This is a genomic window from Exiguobacterium sp. ZOR0005, assembly GCF_000798975.1.
In the GTDB taxonomy this organism is placed as follows: Bacteria; Bacillota; Bacilli; order Exiguobacteriales; family Exiguobacteriaceae; genus Exiguobacterium; species Exiguobacterium aurantiacum.
This window is the reverse complement of the sequence record NZ_JTLB01000024.1, coordinates 58820-81987: the sequence shown is the minus strand read 5'-3', so window position 1 is coordinate 81987 and position 23168 is coordinate 58820. Positions and strand designations below refer to the sequence as shown.

Below are 23168 nucleotides of genomic sequence, written 5' to 3'. Positions count from 1 at the left end.
CTTTTTTTAGTCTGCTTTCGAGGCAGCGGCTTCTGTCTCGGCATCGATACCGGTGTTCGCCTTTACGAGGATCCGTTCATAGTTCCCGATTGCTTCATCTGATTTCGTCATATACGTTCCGACGATGGCGGCGAGGAAACCGAGTGGGATCGAGACGATTCCCGGGTTCGTGAGTGGGAACAGTGCTTCACCGATGAAGATGGCGGATCCGTCCGGTGCCCAAATGTTCGGGCTGATGGCGACGAGGAACAAGGAAGAGAACAGGCCGACGACCATCCCGAAGATGGCTCCACCCGTGTTGAACCGTCGCCAGAAAATCGTGAAGAGGATGACCGGCAAGTTCGCGCTCGCCGCGACAGCGAACGCGAGCGAGACGAGGAACGCCACGTTCATCGACTGGGCAAAGAAGGCGAGTCCCATCGAGATGACAGCGACGGCGATTGAAGCGATGCGGGCCGCCAACACTTGCTCTTTCTCCGTCGCTTCCCCTTTCCGGATGATATGTCCGTAGAAGTCATGCGCGAACGCCGAGGCTGCCGACAAGACGAGGCCGGCGACGACTGCGAGAATCGTCGCGAAGGCGATGGCGGCGACGAAGGCGAACAATAAGTCCCCACCGAGCACTTGGGCGAGGAGCGGTGCGGCCATGTTGCCGGCCGGGTTGGCAGCGATGATGGCGTCAGAGCCGACGAAGGCGGCGGCACCGAAACCGAGGAAGATCGTCAAAATGTAAAACGCGCCGATGACCCACGTCGCGTAGACGACCGATTGCCGAGCCGTCGGGGCGTCTTTGACCGTGAAGAAACGAATCAAGATATGTGGGAGACCGGCTGTCCCGAGGACGAGCGCCAAGTTGAGCGAAATCGTATCGAGCGGCAGTTTGAACTTGTTGCCCGGGTTCAAGAAGCTGTCGCCGAGCGGTGTCGCCTTGCTCACTTCCGAGAACATCTTGAACACCGAGAAGTCGAACTTGGCGAAGACGAGGAACGAGATGATGGCCGTCCCGATCATCAAGAGGACCGCTTTCGTGATTTGGACCCACGACGTGGCCGTCATCCCGCCGAAGACGACGTACACCGTCATCAAAATGCCGACGACGACGACACTCGTCGTATAAGGGATGCCGAGCAACAGCTCGATGAGCGCACCAGCGCCGACGAGTTGGGCAATCATATAGAAGATGGAGATGACGATGGCGTTCATGGCGGCGACGCCACGGACACGCGGCTTGTTAAAACGAGCGGCGATCATATCGGCCATCGTGTACTTGCCGAGGTTCCGGAGCGGCTCGGCGACGAGATACAAGACGACGAGATAGGCGACGAGGAACCCGATCGAGTAGAAGAACCCGTCAAAGCCTGCGAGGGCGATCATCCCGGCGATCCCGAGGAACGAGGCGGCCGACATGTAATCGCCGGCGATGGCGAGACCGTTTTGAAAACCGGTCAATCCACCGTCGGCCGTATAAAAATCGCTGGCCGTCTTCGTTTTACGGGCAGCGAAGAACGTGATGACGAGCGTTAATCCGACAATGGCGAGAAACAAGAGCACGGCCGTCAAGTTCATCGTGTTTCCTCCTGCTTGATTTTTTCGACGAGTTCATCGAACCGGCGGGCGCGCCGGCTGTACAGGACACAAAACGTCCACGTCATGAAGAATTGGGCGAAGGCGAGTACCCATGCCCAAGTGATGTCACCGGCGACTTTCGTGTTCAAGAACGTGAAATAACTCGTCGAGACCGGCAACGTAAAATAAAAGATGAGTGAAAAGATGATAGACGGTACGATGAAGCGGTTCTTTTCCCGCATCAGCTTCACGAACGTCGGGCTTTCGACGATCGCCTCCGCTGACCTCGTGCTCTCGGTTTGTGTGACTTCTGTTACGTCATGCATCGATGAACCTCCTTGGCAATCAAGATACGTACATTATAGAAATGAAAATGAAGGAAAATCCATCCATTTTTAAACCTGTTCAAAGCTGTTATTATACTAATATTGGTCATACCAATTATTTGTAAGCGTTTTCAATAATGTCAAAAAGGTGAACGTTATTTCAAAGTAGTAATCGGAAGTTAAAACGGTTCTTTAGACCTATTAGTCGTATGGCACAATTCGAAAACAAAGCCACACAAAAAGTCCTCAAATTACTTGAGGACTACTGCTGGAAATAATGTTTGTAAACCGTCCAGTCGATTTGTTCTTGTTCGAGTGCCTTCTTTAAAAACTTATGGTCGCGTTTTGGCGTGGCAGCGATATAGCCTTTGACAACGAGCTCGGTCGTCATCTCCTTCGCCCTCGATTCAAGAGCGAACTGTCCGATTTTACCGGCAATTTTACGAATCGCGACGTCACGGAACAACTCTGGCACCGGTGTGACGAGCCGATCGAGGAGCGTCCGTGTTTCAGGCGTCCACATGTGACGTGTCCGATCGATATAATCGTCCTCAATATCGAGCATGGACCGCCCGTCTTCTTTCGGCATTCGTTTTAAAAACTTACGGAACATGAAAAATCCACCGATGGACATCAAGCCGATCATCACGAACCCCCAAAAGACAATGAAATACATGACCAGACTTTCTGGCATCGTCTTTCCCCCGTTCTCTCAATTCACAGTCATTCAAAATTAGTATACAAAAAAAAGTAGGAATACAAAAGCAAGAGCATCGCCTTAGGATGGACGAACCCGACACATTTCGTTAAAATAGATAGCGTTGCAAATTGAACGAATCAGGAACGTCTTGAATAGAAAGGATCACATATATGAGCCAATTGAAACATGAAGTAGAGAAACGCCGGATTTTCGGCATCATCTCGCACCCGGATGCTGGTAAAACGACGCTGACGGAGAAGCTGCTCTTGCACGGGGGCGCGATTCGCGAGGCGGGGACGGTCAAAGCCCGCAAAAATTCGAAGCATGCCAAGTCCGACTGGATGGAAATCGAGAAGCAACGTGGGATCTCGGTCACGTCATCGGTCATGCAATTCGTCTATCAAGATAAAGTCGTCTCGATCATGGATACGCCGGGTCACAACGATTTCGGGGAAGACACATACCGTGTCTTGACGTCTGTCGACAGTGCCGTCATGGTCATCGATGCCGCCAAAGGGATCGAGACGCAGACGAAGAAACTATTCCAAGTTTGTCGCATGCGAGGGATTCCGATCTTCACGTTCATGAACAAACTCGACCGTCAGGCGAAAGACCCGCTCGAGCTCATGGAAGAGCTTGAAGAAGTACTCGGCATGCCATCGGTCGCCGTCACATGGCCGATCGGTAGCGGCATGCAGTTTGAAGGCGTGTACGACCGCATCAAGAATGAAGTCCATTTGTTCCGAGGCGATAAGTCGACGCTCACGTTGAACGAGGACGGTGTGAACGACCCGGTTCTAGCCGACTATTTGACAGAAGAGAACTTGACGAACCTTCGTGATGAGATCGACCTACTTGACGGCGCCGGCAACGAGATTGACGTCGAGTCGATTCAACACGGGAAGTTGACCCCGGTCTTCTTTGGGACGGCGCTCGTCGACTTCGGCGTGACCTCGTTCTTAAATCATTACCTCGAGATGTCACCGGCCCCAGAGGCCCGTAAGTCGAACGTCGGTCCGATCGACCCGACAGCTGAGGACTTCAGCGGCTTCGTGTTCAAGATTCAGGCGAACATGAACCCGGCCCACCGTGACCGCATCGCTTTCGTCCGGATTTGCTCCGGTGTGTTCGAGCGCGGCATGGATGTGACGCTCACGCGGACCGGAAAGAAAATTAAGTTGAGCCAATCGACGCAGCTGATGGCGAACGACCGAGAAACGGTCGACAAAGCGTTCGCTGGTGATGTCATCGGGATTTATGACTCAGGGACGTATCAAATCGGGGATACGATCACGACGTCGAAACAAAAAATCGCTTTCGAAGCGTTGCCTACGTTCCCACCTGAACTGTTCATGCGCGTCTCACCGATCAACTCACTCAAGTCAAAACACTTCCACAAAGGCGTCGAACAGCTCGCCCAGGAAGGTGCGATCCAAGTGTACCGCAACGAATACAACGAGATTTATCTCGGTGCGGTCGGTCAGCTCCAGTTCGAAGTATTCGAATACCGCTTGAACAATGAGTACGGTGTCGACATTCGGATGGAACCTGTGTCCTACAGCGTCGCTCGTTGGGTGAAAGACAAAGAACTGAAGGCGCTCAAACCGTTCCAAGACTCGCGCAACATGCTCGTGACGGACCGTTGGGAACGTCCGGTATTCTTGTTCGCGAACGAGTTCACGTTCGATCGGTTCAAAGAACGCTACGAAGACGAGTTGACGCTCGTCGACGCACTCGATGTCAACGCGGAGATCGGTGTCGAATAATGATTTGAAAGCGGCGGTCCTGTAGCAGGGCCGCCTTTTCGCGTTTAACCGGATGAACACGAATTGATAAGTTTTACTTATGACTAATTTGTGACGGAATGTATTTTACGTCACGCTATAGTTGTATTATGATAAACATGTGATAAGTAAGCGATTACGGCAATTGCCCGCGTCGCCGCTTTCAAAAAGGGGGAAATTGTATGGAACAGACGAACGTGTTAGACGCTTTCTCATCTCGGACGCAGTTCGAGGTGAACGGTCAGGCGTATGACTATTACCGACTTAAGAAATTAGAAGAGGATGGAGTGACTGAACTTAGTCGTCTCCCGTATTCGATTCGCGTGTTGCTCGAATCGGTGCTCCGCCAACAAGACGGCCGAGGCATCACGAAAGAGCACGTCGAGAACTTGGCTAAATGGGGTACAGCCGAGGTGTCGAAAGATATTGACGTCCCGTTCAAACCGGCCCGTGTCGTGTTACAAGACTTCACCGGCGTTCCGACGGTCGTTGACCTCGCCTCGCTCCGCAAAGCGATGGCCGACCTCGGAGGCGACCCGAACAAAATCAATCCAGAAATCCCGGTCGACCTCGTCGTCGACCACTCGGTCCAAGTCGATGCGTACGGTTTTGCCGGCGCACTCATGAAAAACATGGACATCGAGTTCGAGCGCAACGAAGAGCGTTACAAATTCTTGCGTTGGGCCCAAACGGCGTTCGACAACTACCGTGCCGTGCCACCGGCGACAGGGATCGTTCACCAAGTCAACCTTGAGTACTTGGCATCGGTCGTCCTTGAGAAGAACGACGGAACTGGCAACGTCGCATACCCGGATTCGCTCGTCGGAACGGATTCGCACACGACGATGATCAACGGCCTCGGCGTACTCGGATGGGGCGTCGGAGGAATTGAAGCCGAGGCGAGCATGCTCGGTCAACCGTCTTACTTCCCGGTACCTGACGTCGTCGGCGTCAAGATCATCGGGGAAGTAAACCCTGGTGTCACCGCGACAGACGTCGCGCTCGTCGTGACGGAGATGCTCCGTAACGAGAAAGTCGTCGGCAAATTTGTCGAGTTCTTCGGACCGTCGCTCCACACGATGCCGCTCTCTGATCGCGCGACGATCGCCAACATGGCACCTGAGTACGGTGCGACGTGTGGTTTCTTCCCGGTTGACACGGAGACGCTCAACTACATGCGCACGACAGGTCGCTCTGAAGAGTTGATCGACCTCGTCGAGGCATACTCGAAAGCGAACGACATGTTCTACACGCCTGACCAGGCCGACCCGTCGTTCACGAAAACGCTCACGCTCGACTTGTCTAAAGTAGAACCGTCACTCGCAGGGCCGAAACGTCCGCAAGACCGCATCAACTTGTCTGACTTGCAGAACGCGTTCGTCGACAGCTTGACGGCACCGGCCGGACATAGCGGTTTCGGTCTCGATCGGGCCGAACTCGATAAAACCGTCGCCGTCAACTACGAAGGTGGTTCTGTTGACATGAAGACGGGTGACGTCGCCATCGCAGCCATCACGAGCTGTACAAACACGTCGAACCCATACGTCATGGTAGGAGCAGGTCTCGTCGCGAAAAAAGCGGTCGAACGTGGGCTCACAGTTCCGAAATACGTGAAGACGTCGCTCGCTCCAGGTTCGAAAGTCGTTACAGACTACTTGGACAAGGCAGGCCTCACACCGTACCTCGATCAGCTCGGATTCAACACCGTCGGCTACGGTTGTACGACTTGTATCGGGAACTCGGGCCCGCTCGACCGTGAAGTCGAAGAAGCGATCACGTCGAACGACTTGCTCGTGTCGTCGGTCCTCTCGGGGAACCGTAACTTCGAAGGTCGCGTCCACCCACTCGTCAAAGCGAACTTCTTGGCCTCGCCGCCGCTTGTCGTCGCTTACGCACTCGCCGGGTCGGTAAACTTCGACATCATGAACGAATCGTTCGGTACTGACAAAGATGGCAACGAAGTCTTCTTCAAAGACATCTGGCCGTCAAACGATGAGATCAAGATGGTCGTTCAAGACGTCGTCTCACCGGAAGCGTTCCGTAAAGAGTACGATACGGTGTTCACCGGCAACGAACGTTGGAACGCGCTCGACGTGCCAGAAGGCAACTTGTACGACTTCTCGGACGACTCGACGTATATCCAAAATCCACCGTTCTTCGAAAACCTCGAACCGGAAGCAGGCGTGGTCCATCCGCTCAACGGACTTCGCGTCATCGGCAAGTTTGCCGATTCGGTCACGACCGACCACATCTCACCGGCAGGGGCGTTCTCGAAGACGACACCAGCCGGACAGTACTTGCAGTCAAAAGGGGTCGCACCGCTCGACTTCAACTCGTACGGATCGCGTCGCGGTAACCACGAAGTGATGATGCGCGGTACGTTCGCGAACATTCGCATCCGTAACCAAGTCGCACCGGGCACAGAAGGCGGTTTCACAACGTACTGGCCGACTGGCGAAATCATGCCGATGTACGACGCGGCAATGAAGTATAAAGAGCAAGGCACGGGGCTCATCGTCCTCGCAGGCAATGACTACGGGATGGGTTCATCGCGTGACTGGGCTGCAAAAGGGACGAACTTGCTCGGTATCCGCGCCGTCATCGCGCAAAGCTTCGAGCGCATCCACCGCTCAAACCTCGTCATGATGGGCGTGTTACCGCTCCAGTTCATGGATGGGGAGTCTGCCGAATCGCTCGGCCTATCGGGCGAAGAGGCACTTGATATCCAAGTCGACGAGTCAGTTCGTCCGCGAGATATCTTGGACGTCAAGGCGACGCACGAGAACGGCACGGTGACGGAGTTCAAAGTCATCGCGCGTTTCGACTCTGAAATTGAGATCGATTACTACCGTCATGGCGGGATCCTTCAGATGGTTCTCCGTGATAAATTGAAGTAAACGATTGAGAAGTGTAAAATGTTGACCTTCCTTTGAAAAAAGGAAGGTTTTTTTTGTGAATGTGCGAATATGAGGTGAGAGGGAAGGCTATATCGGGAACAGAATGGGGAGAGGGGGGAGTGTATGGAAAAATTGACGAAGTCAGGGAAGAATTGGTGGCAGCGGCTCACTCAAAAAGAAGAGGTGGTCGAAGAGATTGTCGACATCACGTTGCCTGAACTTAGACAGGCGATTCATGAATACGAGCAGACGTTGCCGAAAGGGGTCAACCGGACGGTGCTGCTCGATGATGCGCAAGAAATCGACCTTTCCCGTTTGAAACGCCATTTGCCAGGGAGACCGAGGCAACGTTTCTTCATGTCGAAGGAGACGTTTTATATCGTCCCGGAAGAAGAACGTGACATCATCTACGAGATGGACCAAGTCCAGCGAGCACTTGATCTATATATGGAGCAAGAGCAGAAGCTACCGCTTCGGAAATTTCAGCAGACGATGCAACTCGACTTGACACGACTACGGGAGGGCGGATATTTGAAAACGCTACCGAAACGGCCTTATTACGTGGTCGATGAGACGTTCATCGTCTCGTTAGAACCGAAACCGCCTGAGTGACGCGCACGTGACGTCACTCTTTTTGGTTCACGGACAAGACACATCGTCGGGTTGAGAAGTGTTTACGATGTATGTTACGGTGGAAAACGTATATGAAAATAAGAAAAATTGAATAGGAGTGACAACACATGAAAAGGAAAAGCCAAGTGACGACCGTTTTTATCGTTTCTGCCATCATTACGGTCTTGTTCACCATTTGGGGTATCTTCCCGGAACGCCTCCTTGGCAACGCTAGCCTGTTGAACGTGACGACGAAGCTGCAAGGTTGGTTGTCGAACGGGTTAGGCTGGTTTTATTTATTGAGCGCGACCGGTATCTTGCTCGTCGCCATCTTTTTGATTTTCTCTCGATTCGGTTCGATCCGACTCGGGAAAGATACGGATCGACCGGACTTCGGTTACATGACATGGTTCGCGATGCTCTTTAGTGCGGGCATGGGGATCGGACTCATCTTCTGGGGTGCGGCCGAACCGCTCCTCCACTTCCACAGCCCACCATTCGAGTCACCTACTCCTGAAGGTGACGCCCGAACGGCGATGCGATATGCATTCTTCCATTGGGGCTTCCATCCGTGGGCGATTTACGCCATGATCGCACTCGCGATCGCCTACTCGACGTTCCGGAAAGGCCGACCGGCGACCATCGGAGAGACGATCGGTTCGCTCGTAAATGATCGCTATGAACGTCCGGTCAAACAGACGGTCGACATCCTCGCGGTCATTGCGACGGCGTTCGGGGTGGCGACGTCGCTCGGATTCGGGGCGCAACAGATTGCCGGGGGTCTTCACTATTTGATTCCGGGCGTGCCGAATGCGTTCTCGACTCAGCTCATCATTATCGCCGTCGTGACGGTGTTATATATGATTAGTGCTTCGACAGGCCTGGAGAAAGGCATTCGGATTTTAAGTAACACGAACATCTTCCTTGCCATCGTCTTACTCGTGGCGACACTCATCGCCGGACCGAGCGCGTTCATTCTCGACTTGTTCACACAGACGATCGGGACGTACTTGCAACAGTTACCGTCGATGAGTTTCCGGACGGCGGCGCTTGAACCGGTCGAACGGGAATGGATTAACGGCTGGACAATCTTCTATTGGGCATGGTGGATCTCATGGTCACCGTTTGTCGGGACATTCATCGCCCGCGTCTCCAAAGGACGGACGATTCGTGAATTCATCATCGGCATCTTGCTCGTCCCGACATCGTTCGGGTTGCTTTGGTTCTCTGTCTTCGGCGGGTCTGCGATTTGGGCGGACTTGTTCGGTGGCCAGAGCTTGATCACAGCCGTCAACGAGATTGGGACAGAAGTCGGGCTCTTCGCCTTGTTCGAGACGTTCGGAGGGTTCGGGACGGTGCTCAGCATCATCGCCATCTTCCTCATCTCGACGTTCTTCATCACATCGGCTGACTCGGCGACGTACGTGCTCGGGATGCTCACGACGAACGGGAAACTGATTCCACCGATGCGCATCAAATTGACGTGGGGCTTCATCCAATCGTCGATCGCCGCCGTACTCTTGTACGCCGGCGGGTTGAGCGCATTGCAAGCAGTCGCCATCCTCGTCGCGTTCCCATTCATTTTCGTGTTGATCTTTATGATCATCGCCTTGTTCAAAGACTTGTCCGATGAACCGGATGAACGGGACAAATGGATCGAAACGTATAAAAAAGAAGAAGATAAGCTCGGTTAACGAAAAGAGGGTCTCAATGCGAGACCCTTTTTTGGTCGTAAATATTTTGCATGACCTTCACGCTAGTGTAGGATAGTAAGTGAAGCATAGTGGGAGGGCATGATATGAAACAACAAATGAAAAAACGTCTTAGTTGGGTGATCGGGGCCGGTATTCTCATCGTCGGTGCCTTGCTCGTCTATAACCTTTATTCGTTGCTCAACTTTCCGGATAACGAAGGCAGAGAAAACCGCTCAGAACCGTTCTATACGTCCGTCGTCATCGGTTATGAAGAGAAGAAGTTGCCGCCTGAAGGGGATACGCTTGAAGTACGCAACTATCTCGTCACGTATGACGAGAACGGCCACTTCGTCTCCGAGGTCGTCTCGGGACCGAACGCCGGGGCGAAAGCCGAATGGGACGGCACCGTTTACCGTGAGTTGAATCCGGACGGTGAGGAGGCGATTCGTCAGGAGACGACATCGGGCGCGGTCGCCCCTCATCCGTTCTTATCACGAGCGACGAACGAACAAATCCGCAGATGGCTCGATGACGGGACGCTCGGCACGAGCGAAGGGGATGTCGACATCATCGGCCGGACAGCCCAGGCGTTCGTCAAGTCGGAGACGGCCGAGACGGTCCCGGCCGACTGGATTAAAAAGCATCCAACTATTTTCAGTGAGGATGGGAATGAAGAAGCGGTCACTTATTACGTGGATGCGAACGAGCGGATCTTACTTGCCGCAGAGTCACGAAACAACGGGAAATTGTTCCACTCGATTCGCATGACATCTTTTGAATCACGATAAATCGGCGAGGAGCAGACTAAAACGTCGGCTCCTTTGTCGTCTGAAAGGGAGAACGAGATGAAACAAATCAACTTGGATCAGGTACAAGCCGACCTTACACGTTGGGAAACCGGCGACACGGTCGATGAGGCCGCCCTGTTATCATATGCGCATTGGTCGAGAGCGACCGGGCAACGTGACGAATTGATTCGCACGTTGACGTTGCTTGCGACACGACGGTTTCGACAAACGGAGACGGTCGATCCGCTTCTCAGCCGCTGGGTGAAGGAGCTGGAGTCGTTGAACGCTTTGCCGCCTGAACTTCGCGTCAGCCAACTGAATGAGCGGTTGCGCCGCTTCAGACAGTCTCTCCACGTCGAATGGCCGACACTGCGCGAGGCGGACTATGCGTCGATGAAAGTGCAGATTTTGACCGAATACGAACTGAAGACGACAGCGTTATTGGACCAACTCGATCAGTTGCATGATGAGATTGAGCGAGCGAAGTCGGACTTACGGGACTCAGAGTTCAAAGACCAACTTGAGCGCTTGTTCGACGTCGTCATCGAGGCGATGCAAGAAGTCGCCGCGCTCGAGGACGACACGGCTTCTTTACTTGGCTCGATGCAAGGGAACTACTTCAGCCGTGAAGCGTTCGGTCGCTTCGGAGAACGGGTCACCCTCGTCAAAGGAAAGATTGAAGCGATCGCTGAGCTGTTACCTGAACCGAAGCGGGAGACGCGCTCGAGCGGCATCGAAAAACTTGAGACGATGATTGGTTTGACCGACGTCAAAGCCCGTGTCAAAGCGTGGTATCGCTTTTTACTGTTCCAACGCGAACGAGAAAAAGCGGGCTTCTCTTCGAAACATCAGCCGTCGCTCCATCTCGTCTTCACCGGCAATCCTGGGACCGGCAAGACGACACTCGCCAGACTGATGGCCGAGATTTATTTTGAGCTTGGCCTTTTGAGCCGGCCGGACGTCATCGAGGCAGACCGCTCGAGTCTTGTCGGGGCGTTCGTCGGGCAGACCGAGGAACAAGTCATGAATAAAGTGAAAGAGGCAGAGGGGGGCGTTTTGTTCATTGACGAGGCTTACGCCCTTAAGCGCCAAGACGCCAGTGGCAGTGATTACGGACAGGCGGCAATCGATACACTCGTCGCCGCGATGACGAGCGGCGAATATGCCGGGAAGTTCGTCGTCATCCTAGCGGGCTATCCGGAAGAGATGCGTCACTTCCTATTGGCGAACCCGGGGCTGCGCTCACGCTTCCCTGAGTCGAACCATTATGAGCTGCCGAACTATTCCGATGAGGAGCTCGTCGCCATCGGGGAGAAAGTCGCCGAGGAAAACAATTACGTGCTCACGCTCGAGGCAAAACGTGCGCTTCTCGCCCGGATTGACCGGGAACGAGTCGATGCGACGTTCGGGAACGCCCGGACCGTCCACAACATCTTGCTTGACGCCATGTTCCATAAAGGCTCCCGTTTCGGGGCCGAGGCTCCGCTTGATGAGATGGCCCTTTTGACGGAACTCGACTTCGAAGACACGTCGACAGACGAGGAGACGCTGCTATCGCTTGACGACCTCGTCGGGATGGACGAAGCGAAACGTCAGCTCGCCGAAATCGAAGCGCTCATCACGATTCAGAAACGAAGGCAGGAACTCGGGCTCAAGACGGCGCCGGTGCAACTCCATGCCTCTCTCGTCGGCAACAGCGGGACAGGGAAGACGACGTTCGCGCATTTGTATGCGCAACTGTTGAAGCGGGCTGGTTACTTAAAACGCGGACATTTGAAAGTCGTCAGTCGGGCCGACTTGGTGAGCGGTTACGTCGGTCAGACGGCGCAAAAGACGAAAGCGGCGATCAGGGACGCCCTCGGCGGGGTGCTCTTGATCGATGAGGCGTACAGTCTGAGCGGGGGGCCGAACGACTATGGAAAAGAAGCGATCGATACGCTCGTCGATGAGATGCCGAAACACGGTGAGAACCTTGTCGTCATTTTAGCCGGGTATGATGCACCGATGCGACGGCTCATCGATTCGAATCCGGGCTTGAGCAGCCGCATCAAGCGGACGATCCACTTCGAGGACTATTCGATCGAGCAACTCGTCCAAATCGCGAAAAATTATGCGGACAAGTTCGGCTATACGTTTGAACAGGAAGTCGAGGACGCCTTGCGCGAGCGACTGGCCGATATGGAGCGACCGAACGCTCGGACCGCGCTGTCATTAATTGATGAGGCGATTGCGAGACAGTCATACCGGCTCGTCGACAAGGATGGGGCGGATCGTGAATTAAACCGAATATTAGTAGTAGATATTAACACCAAGTTATAATAAAATGAAGTGGAAAGCGAGGACGATATGATGCACACGATACAAATCCCGGTCCGCTATCAAGAGACTGACATGATGGGGATCGTCTACCATGCGAACTATTTGGTTTATTTAGAGATCGCGAGAACCGAGCTGTTGCGGCAACTCGGCGTCGAATATAAAGATATGGAAGAGGCCGGATTTGTGTCACCGGTCACGAACGTGTCTGTCGATTACAAGAAAAGCGTGACATTCGGAGACACGGTACACGTCCGTGTCTGGGTGGACAGTTACTCGAAAATACGGACCGTGTACGGTTACGAGTTGACAGACCAGTCTGGCAACCTCGTCGGCAAGGCGAAGACGACCCATGTCGTCGTCAAGCAAGGCGATTTCAAGCCGATTCGTCTGGATCGTGAGTTTCCCGAGTGGCACGCCATGTACATGCGCGTCATGAGTCCTGTCTCATAACAGTGGTTCTTTTGTACCGTCAGTATGGTATCATATCTTGACGGTATTTTTTTGTATATAGAAAGGGGAAGATCGCATGCGAAAACCATCGTTCCTGATGGTGTGCTGCGCCTTGACGCTCACGTTAGTGGGCTGTAACACAAGCGAACAAGCCGAGACGGAACAACCGACCGTCTCTGAACAAGAGCCAACCACCACTCCGGAAGAGTCACCGACGGAGTCGACTGAAGAAAATGAAGTGAACGACGTACCAGAAGCAGAAGCACCTGCAGAAGAAGCGCCTGCAGAAGAAGCACCTCCAATCGAACTTGTACCGACCGAGCCGATCGAACGTGACGGGCAGGCCAATTTGGCGCTCGATACGCTCGTCCTCGTTAATAAGCAGATAGCGTTACCAAGTGGCTATAAACCAGAAGACCTCGTGACACCGAACATCGATTTTGTCGACTCGGCCACGGGAGAACGACGGATGCTGCGTCAAGAAGCGGCGACAGCCGTCGAGACGCTCATGAAAGATGCCAAAGCAGCCGGCATCGACTTGAGAGGGACGAGCGCGTTCCGCTCTTACGATTATCAAGTCCAACTGTTCAACGCCTATGTCGCCCGTGACGGCAAGGAGCAGGCGCTGAAGTATTCGGCACCTCCCGGCCACTCGGAGCACCAGACCGGCCTCGCAATCGACATCTCGAGCGCCTCGGTCGGCTATCAGCTGACACAAGGGCTCGAGCAGACGAAAGAAGGAAAGTGGCTTGCGGACAATGCCCATACGTACGGGTTCATCGTCCGATACCAGCGGGCTTACGAAGCGGAGACCGGCTACATGTATGAGCCGTGGCATTTACGATATATCGGGGTCGAACATGCGACGAACGTGCATGAAATGAACGTGCCGTTCGAGCAGTACCTCGAGCAATTAATGGATTAAGGGGAATTGCGATGCCTTATTTGACAGAGATTTTGATTGTATTGATCAGTTACCTCCTCGGTTCGATCCCGTTCGCTCTCCTCATCGGGAAAGTCGGCTATCGGGTCGACGTGCGAGAGCATGGGAGCGGGAATTTAGGGACGACGAACACGTTTCGCGTGCTCGGAAAGAAAGCCGGGACGCTCGTTTTGCTTGGAGATATGGGTAAAGGGCTTGTGGCTGCCTTATTGCCGCTCCTGTTCGGGAGCGAGATGAGCCTGCTCTTGGCCGGCATCCCGGCCATCATCGGGCACTCGTATCCGATTTTCGCGAAATTTAAAGGCGGAAAGTCTGTAGCAACGAGTGCCGGTGTCTTGTTGGCGGCGTTCCCATGGTTTTTCGTCGTCGTCGTCGGGACGTTCCTCGTCACGCTCTTCATCTCGAAGATGGTCTCGCTTTCGTCGATGGCCGCGGCTGCGGTCGGGCTTGTGACGGTCATCATCTATGGTGTGTTGGCACGAGATTGGTTGCCGCTCATCGTGATCGTTCCGCTCGCCTTGTTCATCATCATCAAACACCGGACAAACTGGCAGCGCATCCGTTCAGGCACGGAGCCGAAAGTGCCGCTGTTCCAAAAACGTAAATAATGGTTCGATGAACCGGTCGGCGGCCGCATGAGCGGAAGGCGGCCGGTTTTTCTAATGAGGCGGAATACAGAAGAGGACGCGTGAGAATGCTGCAGCCTTTCAGTTGGCTTCATGTGGATTTCTGTTGATTTTAGCGATTATTCACGAAAAACATGTTGGATTTGCCCGTTCTTTACTTTCACTTTACGTTAAATTTACATCCGTTCGCTACACTAAGAAAGGAAGCGATTTTTGCGGAGGAGGCAGACTAGTGTCTTTAATTGGAGAAGAACGTAAACAAAAGATTGTCGAGTGGATTGAACGGGAAGGGAAAGTGAAGACGAGCGAGTTGATCGAGCGGCTGAACGTCTCGGGGGAGTCGGTTCGACGTTACTTAGAGGAACTTGAAAAAGAGCATCGGATCAAACGGGTATACGGCGGCGCCGTTTTGCACCAGAGCGTATCCTTTCAACCGATGATGATCTCGAACATGGACGGTATCCGCCGCATCGCCTATACCGCGTTTCAACTCGTGGACGATGATGCCTTGATTTATATCGGTCATGGCGTGGCCCCTGAACAGGTGGCGGCACGTCTGCGTGGTCGCAACCTGACCGTCGTCACTCCCTCGCTCATGGTCGCAAAAGCGTTGTTCGAACAGCGGGCCAAAGGCGTGTTCACCGGTGATATTCAACTGCTCGGCGGTACGATTGATCCGAAACATCTCGTCACGGTCGGCGAACAAGTGTTGCAGCAATTAAAAACGTACGTGTTCGACATTGCCTTCATCTCGGTCGAAGGGGTCGACCCGACGCTCGGTTTGACGTGTGACGCCCATGGACTGGCCACGGTCTCTCAAGCGATCATGCAACAAAGCCGATCGTGTTATTTACTCGCCGATCATACGCAGTTCAATCAACAGAAACGCTATCGGGTCTCGGATTTTTCGGTCGTGACGACAGTCATCTCCGACTTCCCGGAGCCGGTAGAATGGAAACGGGAGCTGGCCGAGCACGAGGTTGAGTGGCGGTTTGCTCCATAATAAAGGAGGAAACGACATGATTGAAGTCATTGTGACGACGTTGAAAGAAGCGAGACAGGCAGAACGTTACGGAGCGGACAGGCTTGAACTTATTGCTGACATGAAGGCAGGAGGGACGACACCGAGCTTCGGGACGATTCGAAACGTCATCGAGCAGACGGGCATCCCGGTCCATGTCATGATACGCCCTCATGCCGACTCGTTCGTCTACAACGAAGACGATGAAGAGACGTTGCTCGCGGACGTTGGACTGTGTCGGGAACTCGGAGCCGCAGGAATTGTCTTTGGCGCGTTGAGGGCTGATGGTAAAATCGATGAACGGCTCCTCGGTGAAGTGATTAAACATAAAGGGGACATGGCACTCACGTTCCATCGCGCCATCGATGAGGTGACAGACATGGTTGCCGCCATCGAGGTACTCAATGAGTTCCCTGAAGTCGATCACGTCTTGACGTCCGGGGGAGCCGCGACGGCACGAGAAGGAATCAAGTCGCTCAAGGCGATGCTCGAATCGGCGGAGATGAATATCTTACCAGGGGCGGGCATCGACGCTGACAATGTACGCGAACTGCTGGAGACGCTTGACGTCTCATTCGTCCATGTCGGGTCAGGGGTCCGGACTGACGGTGCGCTAGACGAATCGAAGTTCCGGCAGATGCACGAACGAATGAAACGTTAAAAACAGTCGTTTGACTGTTTTTTTGCTATAATGAAAAAAACAATATATTGTAGGTGACGTTATGCAAGCTTCCGTATATAAACAATTTGCTCTCCGCATGCTCTCTGGAAATTGGGGCATCGCCATCTTTGCCGCCATCGCGACGATGCTCGTACAAACCGTCGTCACGTCGCAACTCGACCTCACGGCGGATGCGGCGCCCGAGGTGCTCTTCAGATCGATTCTTTTGTTGTACGGGTCGCTCGTCCTACTCGCCCCGCTCGAATTGGGCCGGAACTGGATCTATCTCGACATCGCCAAGGAAGACAAGCCGACGCTCGGCTTGTTGCTCGAATCGTTCGGGTCTCTCAAGCAGTACGTCCGAGCCGTCACGTTTTACGGCGTGTTTTATCTCGGGTTGAACGCGCTCATGTTGCTCTTGATCGTCCCGGGAGTATGGTTTTATTTGACGTTCCGCATGGTGCCGTTCATTTTACGTGACCGGCCGGACCTATCCGTCCGGAGTGCGATGCGCGAAAGTCGACGGCTCATGCAAGGGAAGAAGTTTGTCATGCTCAAGCTGTTCGCGAGCTTTATCGGTTGGTACGTCCTCGTTCTCGTCACGGGCGGACTCGCCCTCATTTTCGTGCAACCGTATTTAGAAACGGCGCTCGCTGGTTTTTATTTGGAAGTGAAGGCAGAAAAAGAAGCGCAACATGAAGAAACGGTCGGCTGAATCTCAGCCGACCGTTTCTTCACGTCCCGTGCCGATCCGTCTTTTGGGGATCGGGGGCGTCATCGAACTCTTGCTTTTCTTCTCGCGACGCGTCAGCATGCCATTTCTTTGCTTGCTCGGTCGCGATCGGGATGGCTTTTTTAGGAGAGTAACCTTGGGCGAGTAAGGCGTTGGCAATATCGATCGCTTTCTTCTTGACGAGCGGATCAAAATTCTTCAACGATTCCGGATAATCCTTCATATTCCACGGCATGAAACATCGCCTCCTTCACTCAACTAATTCCACCAAAAGACCGATTCAAACGTCTTGATGCAAATAGTATTCGACGAGCGCTTGCGTCCCGTTATCGCCATAGCCATTTTCTTCAAGGAGCGAGTACAGTTTAGAGGCGAGTTCGAGGCTCGGTAATTTGATGTTCAGCTGTTCGGAGCTCTCGAGGGCGAGTGCCATGTCTTTCAAAAAATGTTTGATGAAAAATCCAGGAGAATAGTCTTCGACGATCATTCGCGGGACGAGGTTTTCAAGCGTCCAGCTTCCGGCGGCACCGCCACGGATCGTCTGGCGCAACTGTTCAGCGTCCAGCCCGGCTTTTTTCGTGAACGCGAGCATCTCGGCGTTGCCCATCATGATGCCGGCGATGGCAATCTGATTCGCCAGTTTCGCATACTGTCCACTTCCAGCGTAGCCCATCCGTTGAATCGCTTGTCCCATCGCCTCAAACAACGGTAGCGCCTTCGAGAAAGCATACTCTCCGCCGCCGACGAGGATGGACAGTGTCCCATTTTTCGCACCGACGTCGCCGCCCGTGACCGGGGCATCGAGTGGGAGCAAGCTCCGATCGATGGCCGCCTCGGCGATGCGTTCGGCGAGAATCGGTGAAGATGTCGTCATGTCGATGACGAGCGTACCCGGCTCGGCTGATTGCAAAATCATCCCGTCCCCGAAGTAGATGCTTTCGACATCAGAAGGGTAGCCGACGATCGTGATGACGGCATCGGCCCCTTGACATACTGAGGCGACCGAGTCGCACCAACTGACGCCTTCAGCGAGCAGATCGGCCGCCTTGTCTTTTGTCCGGGTGTAGGCTTGAACGTGGAATCCGGCTTTCATCAAATTTCTGACCATCGATTGCCCCATGACGCCGAGCCCGATAAATCCGATTGTCTTCATACTGATTGACCTCCTAATTGTTGTTGCGTGACGAGTTTTTCATAGAGTGCGTTGTCTTGTAACAGTTGTTGATGCGTGCCACGACCGCTAATCGCACCATTCTCGAGAACGATGATTTGTTCAGCGTGTTGTACCGTCGACAAGCGATGGGCGATGACGAGCGTCGTCCGCCCGCGCATGAGCCGGTCGAGCGCCTCCTGGACGAGCCGTTCCGACTCGGAGTCAAGGCTCGAAGTCGCCTCGTCGAGTAGCAAAATCTGCGGGTCACGTAAGAGGGCACGGGCAATCGCGAGCCGTTGGCGTTGCCCGCCCGACAGACGCACACCGCGTTCCCCGATCTCCGTGTCGAGCCCGTCTGTCATCGCCTCGATGAAGAGCCGCGCGTTTGCCATCTCACACGCCTGTAGAATCTCTTCCTCTGAGGCGTCTCGTTTCAATCCGTATAAGATATTGTCACGGACCGTACCGGACAGGACAGGAGAGTCTTGTGCCACGTAACCGATAATTTGGCGCCAATCGTTCCGGCCATACGTTTGAATGTCTCGGCTGCCATAAATGATTCGACCTGATGTCGGAAGATAAAACTGTTCGACGAGCGCAAAAAGCGTCGTCTTGCCGGCACCGCTCGGTCCGACGATGGCCGTCGTCGCCCCGAACGGAACGGTCATCGACAGCTGTTTGATGATCGGTGTCTCACCGTATTGGAACGTCACATCCTCGAAGGCGAGCGACGCTTGTTGAATCGGTTCCGACGTGTTCGTATAGGGCTCTGCCTCTACTTGGAGAAGCTCTGAGATCCGTTCGGTCGCGCCGCGGGCCTTCTGGAGCCGCGTCAAAAATTCCGACATCGTGATGAGCGGTGTGATGATTTGGAACAAGTAGAGCATGAACGCGAGCAGTGATCCCGTCGACAGAGCGCCGGTCGAGACGCGATACGCCCCGAACCCGAGAATGGCGATGAGCATCGCCGTCAACGTCACGTTGAGTAACGGGATCAATAGCGCTTGGATGCGTCCTTCTTTCACCCCGTAATGAAACAGAAGCTCAATCCGACGTTTTCCTTCTGTCACTTCTTCCGGCTCCGTCGCTTGCGACTTCACGAGTCGAATCTCACCGAGCAGTTCGGCGAAAAATCCGGACAAGGCGCCGAGTTCGTGTTGCGTCTTTTTGGCGATGACGCGTAACTTTCGGCCGAGCGGGATGACGATAAGGAGTGTTGTCGGTACCGAGAACAAGATGACGAGCGTCATCTGCCAGTCGAGCGTGAATAAAATTCCGACCGCCCCGATGATGGAGACGAACGAAGTCAACAGACGGACGCTCTGCTCGGACAACAGTTGTTGGAGCGTCGTCGTATCATTATTCAGCCGCGAGACGAGCTCGCCTGACTTGATGCCGTCGTAAAACGGAATCGGCAACGCGACGAGCCGTTCCCATAACGTCGTCCTTAAGTTCGCGACGACGCGCTGGCCGACAATATGTAACCAATAGATTGAGATCGCGCTCGAGATGACTTGGACCAAAAACGCCACGATGAAGATAGTGACGAGTCGGGCATCGAGCATGGCGACGCTCCAGTTGTCGACGACGCGTTGCAAGATGAGCGGGATGGCGAGTGAGGCCATCGCTTGAACGAGCGAGATGAGGATTGCCCCGATGAATAACGCTTTCGGAGGTTTGGCGATTCGAAACAGTTGGATGAATGACCGCCATGTGGTCGTAGCTTCCATCACACGACCCCCTTTCCATTTAACTTTCGCTGTTTCGAAATGAAGTGTCAAGACGTCGAACTGGATTGCCGAATAATGATAGAATAGAGACGAGGTGAAGTGACATGAAATGGATACATACGGCCGATTGGCATCTGGGCAAGATCGTCCATGGCCGCCATATGACAGAAGACCAACGGATCGTCTTGTTCGATTCGTTTTTAACCATCGTCGATGAGGAGAAGCCGGACGCGATCGTCGTCGCGGGAGATTTATACGATCGCGCCGTGCCGCCGGTCGAGGCCGTCGATTTGCTCGATGAGATGTGGAAAGCGCTCGTCTTAGAGCGAAACATTCCCGTCCTCGCGATCGCCGGGAACCACGATTCGGCAGAGCGTTTACAATACAGCTCGAAACTGTTGACGAAAGTCGGACTCCATATCGTCGGGAAGGTTGAACCGGCTACGGAACCGCTCGAAGTCGGCGGTGTCCCGTTCTATTTGATGCCGTTCCTCGAGCCGGCACGCATCCGGTACGCCTTCGATGACGAGTCCATTCGGACGCATCATGATGCGCTCGCCGCGGTCGTCGAATCTTACGGGACCATCGATTCACGAGCGGTCGCGGTCGGGCATAGTTTCGTCGCGGGCGGTCTCGAGACCGACTCCGAGCGTCAACTGTCCGTCGGGACGGCCGGGCAAGTCGCGAAAGGCTTATATGCCCCGTTCGGTTACACGGCGCTCGGACATCTGCATAACCGGGACGCGATTCAAGATGATCGGATCGCATACAGCGGTTCGCTCATGAAATACTCGTTTTCCGAGGCGAACCATGTGAAGTCGGTCGACATCATCGAGTGGGACGGGGCGTGGACGCGCCGTCGTCGCCCGCTCGCGGCGCGGCGCGATCTTCGCATCTTGACCGGGACGTTAGACGAGCTGCTCGCCCCGTCGTTCTATCAAGACGAGGCGGTTGAGGATTATTTAAAGATCGTATTAACCGATGAGCGGGCGTTGTTCGACCCGATGGCAAAATTGCGAACGGTGTACCCGAACATCCTCCATCTCGAGCTCGAACTGTTGCGTCGTCAAGACGAGACGTCGCGCGTCGAACGTGAGAAGCTCGACCGCCGTTCGGTCGAGGACGTCTATCTCGACTTTTTCAAAGCCGTGCATGGGAAAGACGCCGACGCACACGTCCGCGCACTGATCGAAGGGGGTGGCGTGAAGTGAGACCTGTTAACTTGACCATCACCGCATTCGGACCGTACGCCGAGACGGAGACGATTGATTTCACAAAACTCGAAGGGCGATCGATGTTCGTCATCAGCGGGCGCACGGGCGCCGGTAAGACGACGATCTTTGACGCGATGACGTTCGCGCTTTATGGCCGGGCGAGCGGCTCGCTCCGGAACGCGAGCGACTTCAGGAGCCAATATGCGGAGCCTGAGCGCAAGACCGAAATCGATTTCTCGTTCACGATCCGAGACGAGCGTTACCGGATCGTCCGCCAACCGCAGCAGCCGCACCCGAAGAATAAGACACCGATTCCGCACGAGGCGGTGCTCTATGAATGGAAAGACGCGTGGAAACCTGTCGCGACGAAAGTGAACGACGTCGAACAGACGATTGAGTCGTTGCTCCAGCTCAGTTACGAACAGTTCAGCCAGATTTTATTACTTCCCCAAAACCAGTTCCGGCAACTGCTCGACTCGGACTCTGTCAAGAAACAACAGATCTTACAGTCGATCTTCAAGACGGAAGCGTATCGCGCATTCCAAGAAGATTGGGTCGAGCGACATGGGAAGTATCGAAAACGGGTCGAGTGGGCGATCGAGACGACCCGGTTGAAATTGTTAGAACTTGAAGACGAGGACATCGAAACGATCGCGACGCGCAACGTGCTGGACATCGTCGCGTGGCTCGACGCGAGAGAAGAACGTCTGTTACGAGAGAAAGAGACGGTACAGGTCGAGAAGCGGGCGGCCGAGAAGCGGCTCGAAGGTGCCCGGACGCACTTGACCGAGGCGACGGCGCTGCTGGCATTGATGGAGGAGCGGGATGCGCACCGCAAAGCGCTCCAGACGTTCCATGACACCGAAGCGGAGCGTACGAAGCGACGCGCCCTGATCGATCGACTTGAGAAAGTCGTGAAACTTAACCCTCACTATGAACGTTTCGAGACGCTCCAGCTCGATATCGAGCGCATCAACCGGGACCGCATCGAATCTAAAAAACGGGACGAGTCGTATGGACAACAGCTCGCGTCTCTAAAAGAACAATCCGACAAAATCGACGAGCTGCGTCAAGAAGCCGAACGGGCGAATAGCCGTGTGACCGACATCGAAGCGTTACTGCCGCACGTCGACGAATGGCAACAAGCGACAGAAAAACGGACGGCGCTGAAGCAACAAGTCGAGCAGCTCGGCGTATTCACGGACGAGTCCCGCTTGAACGAGCTACGGGACGCAGAACATACGCTAGCGAAACAGCTCGAAACAGAGCCTGCGTCCGATCAACTCGTCGAAGCGGAGCGGCTCTACAGTCAACTCGAACAGCATGCGCGGCTCGTCGAGAAGAGCGAACGTGTCGCCGAACAGCTCGCCGCCTGTGAGCGGAACGGGAAAGACGTGCAACGGCAACATAAAGCTCAAGCTGAACGCGTCGAACGCTTCCTTGAAGCAGAGCATGCGCTCATGGCGGACACGCTCCGGGACCGGCTCGAGGAAGGTGCCCCATGCCCGGTGTGCGGCTCGCGCACACATGAACGCGTCGAACGTTCTGCCGGAGGGGCGGACGAGAGCGAGCATGAAGTAGCCGTCGAAACGCTCCGTCGTCTCGACACCGCGCTCCATGAGGCACGTGCCGACTATCGGGCGCTCAAGCGCCAACTCGATGAACTCGTCGAGGAGCGCGAGGCCGCTTCAAAAACGTTACAACTCGATGCCCCGGTCACTGAAGCGATCAAACGTCAAGCGTCACTCGTCAAAGCACTTCGGGAAGATGTCGAAGAGCGAAAGCGCCTCGAGGCGACGTATCGGACGACAGCGCAAGCGGTCAGGAAGCTCGAGACCGCGAAGCGGGAGCAGGCGGAGAAGCGGCAAACCTTATTTGAAGCGTTGCAGTCGATTCAAGACAAGTTACAGTCGATGCGCTCGATGGACGGTATGACGCGCGCCACATTGAC

The 23168-nt window shown here is 54.4% G+C and carries 20 protein-coding genes; 14 read left to right on the top strand and 6 right to left on the bottom strand.

Going from position 1 to position 23168, the window contains the following annotated elements; genetic code table 11:
- Positions 1–6: 6 nt before the first annotated feature.
- From L971_RS10920 to L971_RS10910, 3 genes are all read right to left on the bottom strand, one after another.
- On the bottom strand, positions 7–1566 hold the full coding sequence (locus L971_RS10920) for a cation acetate symporter (RefSeq protein ID WP_047375830.1): 1560 nt from the start codon (positions 1564–1566) through the stop codon (positions 7–9).
- Entirely contained in the window at positions 1563–1892 is a 330-nt protein-coding gene (locus L971_RS10915) for a DUF485 domain-containing protein (RefSeq protein WP_024372465.1), read from the bottom strand. The genes L971_RS10920 and L971_RS10915 overlap by 4 nt, the downstream gene beginning before the upstream one ends.
- Positions 1893–2154: 262 nt before the next feature.
- Entirely contained in the window at positions 2155–2586 is a 432-nt protein-coding gene (locus tag L971_RS10910) for a DUF2621 family protein (protein WP_047375828.1), read from the bottom strand.
- Between the two features lie 176 nt (positions 2587–2762).
- Here L971_RS10910 and L971_RS10905 point away from each other — a divergent pair, with 176 nt between their 5' ends.
- The 12 genes from L971_RS10905 (at position 2763) to L971_RS10850 (ending at position 17102) form a co-directional block, all read left to right on the top strand.
- Complete coding sequence (locus L971_RS10905; RefSeq protein ID WP_024372467.1) at positions 2763–4358, top strand: peptide chain release factor 3; 1596 nt, start codon at positions 2763–2765, stop codon at positions 4356–4358.
- Between the two features lie 200 nt (positions 4359–4558).
- Complete coding sequence (gene acnA / locus L971_RS10900) at positions 4559–7273, top strand: aconitate hydratase AcnA (protein ID WP_047375826.1); 2715 nt, start codon at positions 4559–4561, stop codon at positions 7271–7273.
- A 123-nt stretch (positions 7274–7396) separates the two neighbouring features.
- On the top strand, positions 7397–7885 hold the full coding sequence (locus tag L971_RS10895; RefSeq protein ID WP_024372469.1) for a DUF3939 domain-containing protein: 489 nt from the start codon (positions 7397–7399) through the stop codon (positions 7883–7885).
- A gap of 128 nt (positions 7886–8013) precedes the next feature.
- On the top strand, positions 8014–9579 hold the full coding sequence (locus L971_RS10890; RefSeq protein ID WP_047375824.1) for a BCCT family transporter: 1566 nt from the start codon (positions 8014–8016) through the stop codon (positions 9577–9579).
- A 104-nt stretch (positions 9580–9683) separates the two neighbouring features.
- A complete protein-coding gene (locus L971_RS10885) occupies positions 9684–10367 on the top strand; it encodes a hypothetical protein (protein WP_047375819.1) in 684 nt (227 codons plus the stop codon).
- 57 nt (positions 10368–10424) lie between these two features.
- Positions 10425–12686 carry an AAA family ATPase gene (locus L971_RS10880; protein ID WP_047375817.1) on the top strand — a complete coding sequence of 754 codons (2262 nt, stop codon included), beginning with the start codon at positions 10425–10427 and terminating at the stop codon, positions 12684–12686.
- A 30-nt stretch (positions 12687–12716) separates the two neighbouring features.
- Positions 12717–13136, top strand: coding sequence for a thioesterase family protein (locus tag L971_RS10875; protein ID WP_024372473.1), 420 nt, complete (start codon positions 12717–12719; stop codon positions 13134–13136).
- 76 nt (positions 13137–13212) lie between these two features.
- Entirely contained in the window at positions 13213–14061 is an 849-nt protein-coding gene (locus L971_RS10870; protein WP_047375816.1) for a D-alanyl-D-alanine carboxypeptidase family protein, read from the top strand.
- Positions 14062–14072: 11 nt separating this feature from the next.
- On the top strand, positions 14073–14687 hold the full coding sequence (gene plsY, locus L971_RS10865) for a glycerol-3-phosphate 1-O-acyltransferase PlsY (RefSeq protein ID WP_029334894.1): 615 nt from the start codon (positions 14073–14075) through the stop codon (positions 14685–14687).
- A gap of 250 nt (positions 14688–14937) precedes the next feature.
- The gene (locus L971_RS10860; protein ID WP_024372333.1) at positions 14938–15708 is read left to right on the top strand and encodes a DeoR/GlpR family DNA-binding transcription regulator; all 771 of its coding nucleotides are present in this window, start codon (positions 14938–14940) and stop codon (positions 15706–15708) included.
- Between the two features lie 16 nt (positions 15709–15724).
- On the top strand, positions 15725–16387 hold the full coding sequence (locus tag L971_RS10855; RefSeq protein ID WP_047375813.1) for a copper homeostasis protein CutC: 663 nt from the start codon (positions 15725–15727) through the stop codon (positions 16385–16387).
- Positions 16388–16448: 61 nt separating this feature from the next.
- Positions 16449–17102 carry a DUF975 family protein gene (locus tag L971_RS10850; protein ID WP_047375811.1) on the top strand — a complete coding sequence of 218 codons (654 nt, stop codon included), beginning with the start codon at positions 16449–16451 and terminating at the stop codon, positions 17100–17102.
- A 19-nt stretch (positions 17103–17121) separates the two neighbouring features.
- Here L971_RS10850 and L971_RS10845 read toward each other — a convergent pair whose 3' ends face one another.
- The 3 genes from L971_RS10845 to L971_RS10835 are packed head-to-tail and all read right to left on the bottom strand — an operon-like array spanning position 17122 to position 20003.
- Positions 17122–17355, bottom strand: coding sequence for a hypothetical protein (locus tag L971_RS10845; protein ID WP_029334896.1), 234 nt, complete (start codon positions 17353–17355; stop codon positions 17122–17124).
- 45 nt (positions 17356–17400) lie between these two features.
- Entirely contained in the window at positions 17401–18273 is an 873-nt protein-coding gene (locus L971_RS10840) for an NAD(P)-dependent oxidoreductase (RefSeq protein WP_047375809.1), read from the bottom strand.
- Positions 18270–20003 carry an ABC transporter ATP-binding protein gene (locus L971_RS10835; RefSeq protein WP_047375807.1) on the bottom strand — a complete coding sequence of 578 codons (1734 nt, stop codon included), beginning with the start codon at positions 20001–20003 and terminating at the stop codon, positions 18270–18272. The genes L971_RS10840 and L971_RS10835 overlap by 4 nt, the downstream gene beginning before the upstream one ends.
- Positions 20004–20107: 104 nt before the next feature.
- Here L971_RS10835 and L971_RS10830 point away from each other — a divergent pair, with 104 nt between their 5' ends.
- Both L971_RS10830 and L971_RS10825 read left to right on the top strand, forming a co-directional pair.
- On the top strand, positions 20108–21214 hold the full coding sequence (locus L971_RS10830) for an exonuclease SbcCD subunit D (protein ID WP_047375805.1): 1107 nt from the start codon (positions 20108–20110) through the stop codon (positions 21212–21214).
- Positions 21211–23168 (top strand): AAA family ATPase (locus L971_RS10825; protein WP_197053176.1); only part of this gene is annotated, 1958 nt, incomplete at its 3' end. The genes L971_RS10830 and L971_RS10825, both read left to right, overlap by 4 nt.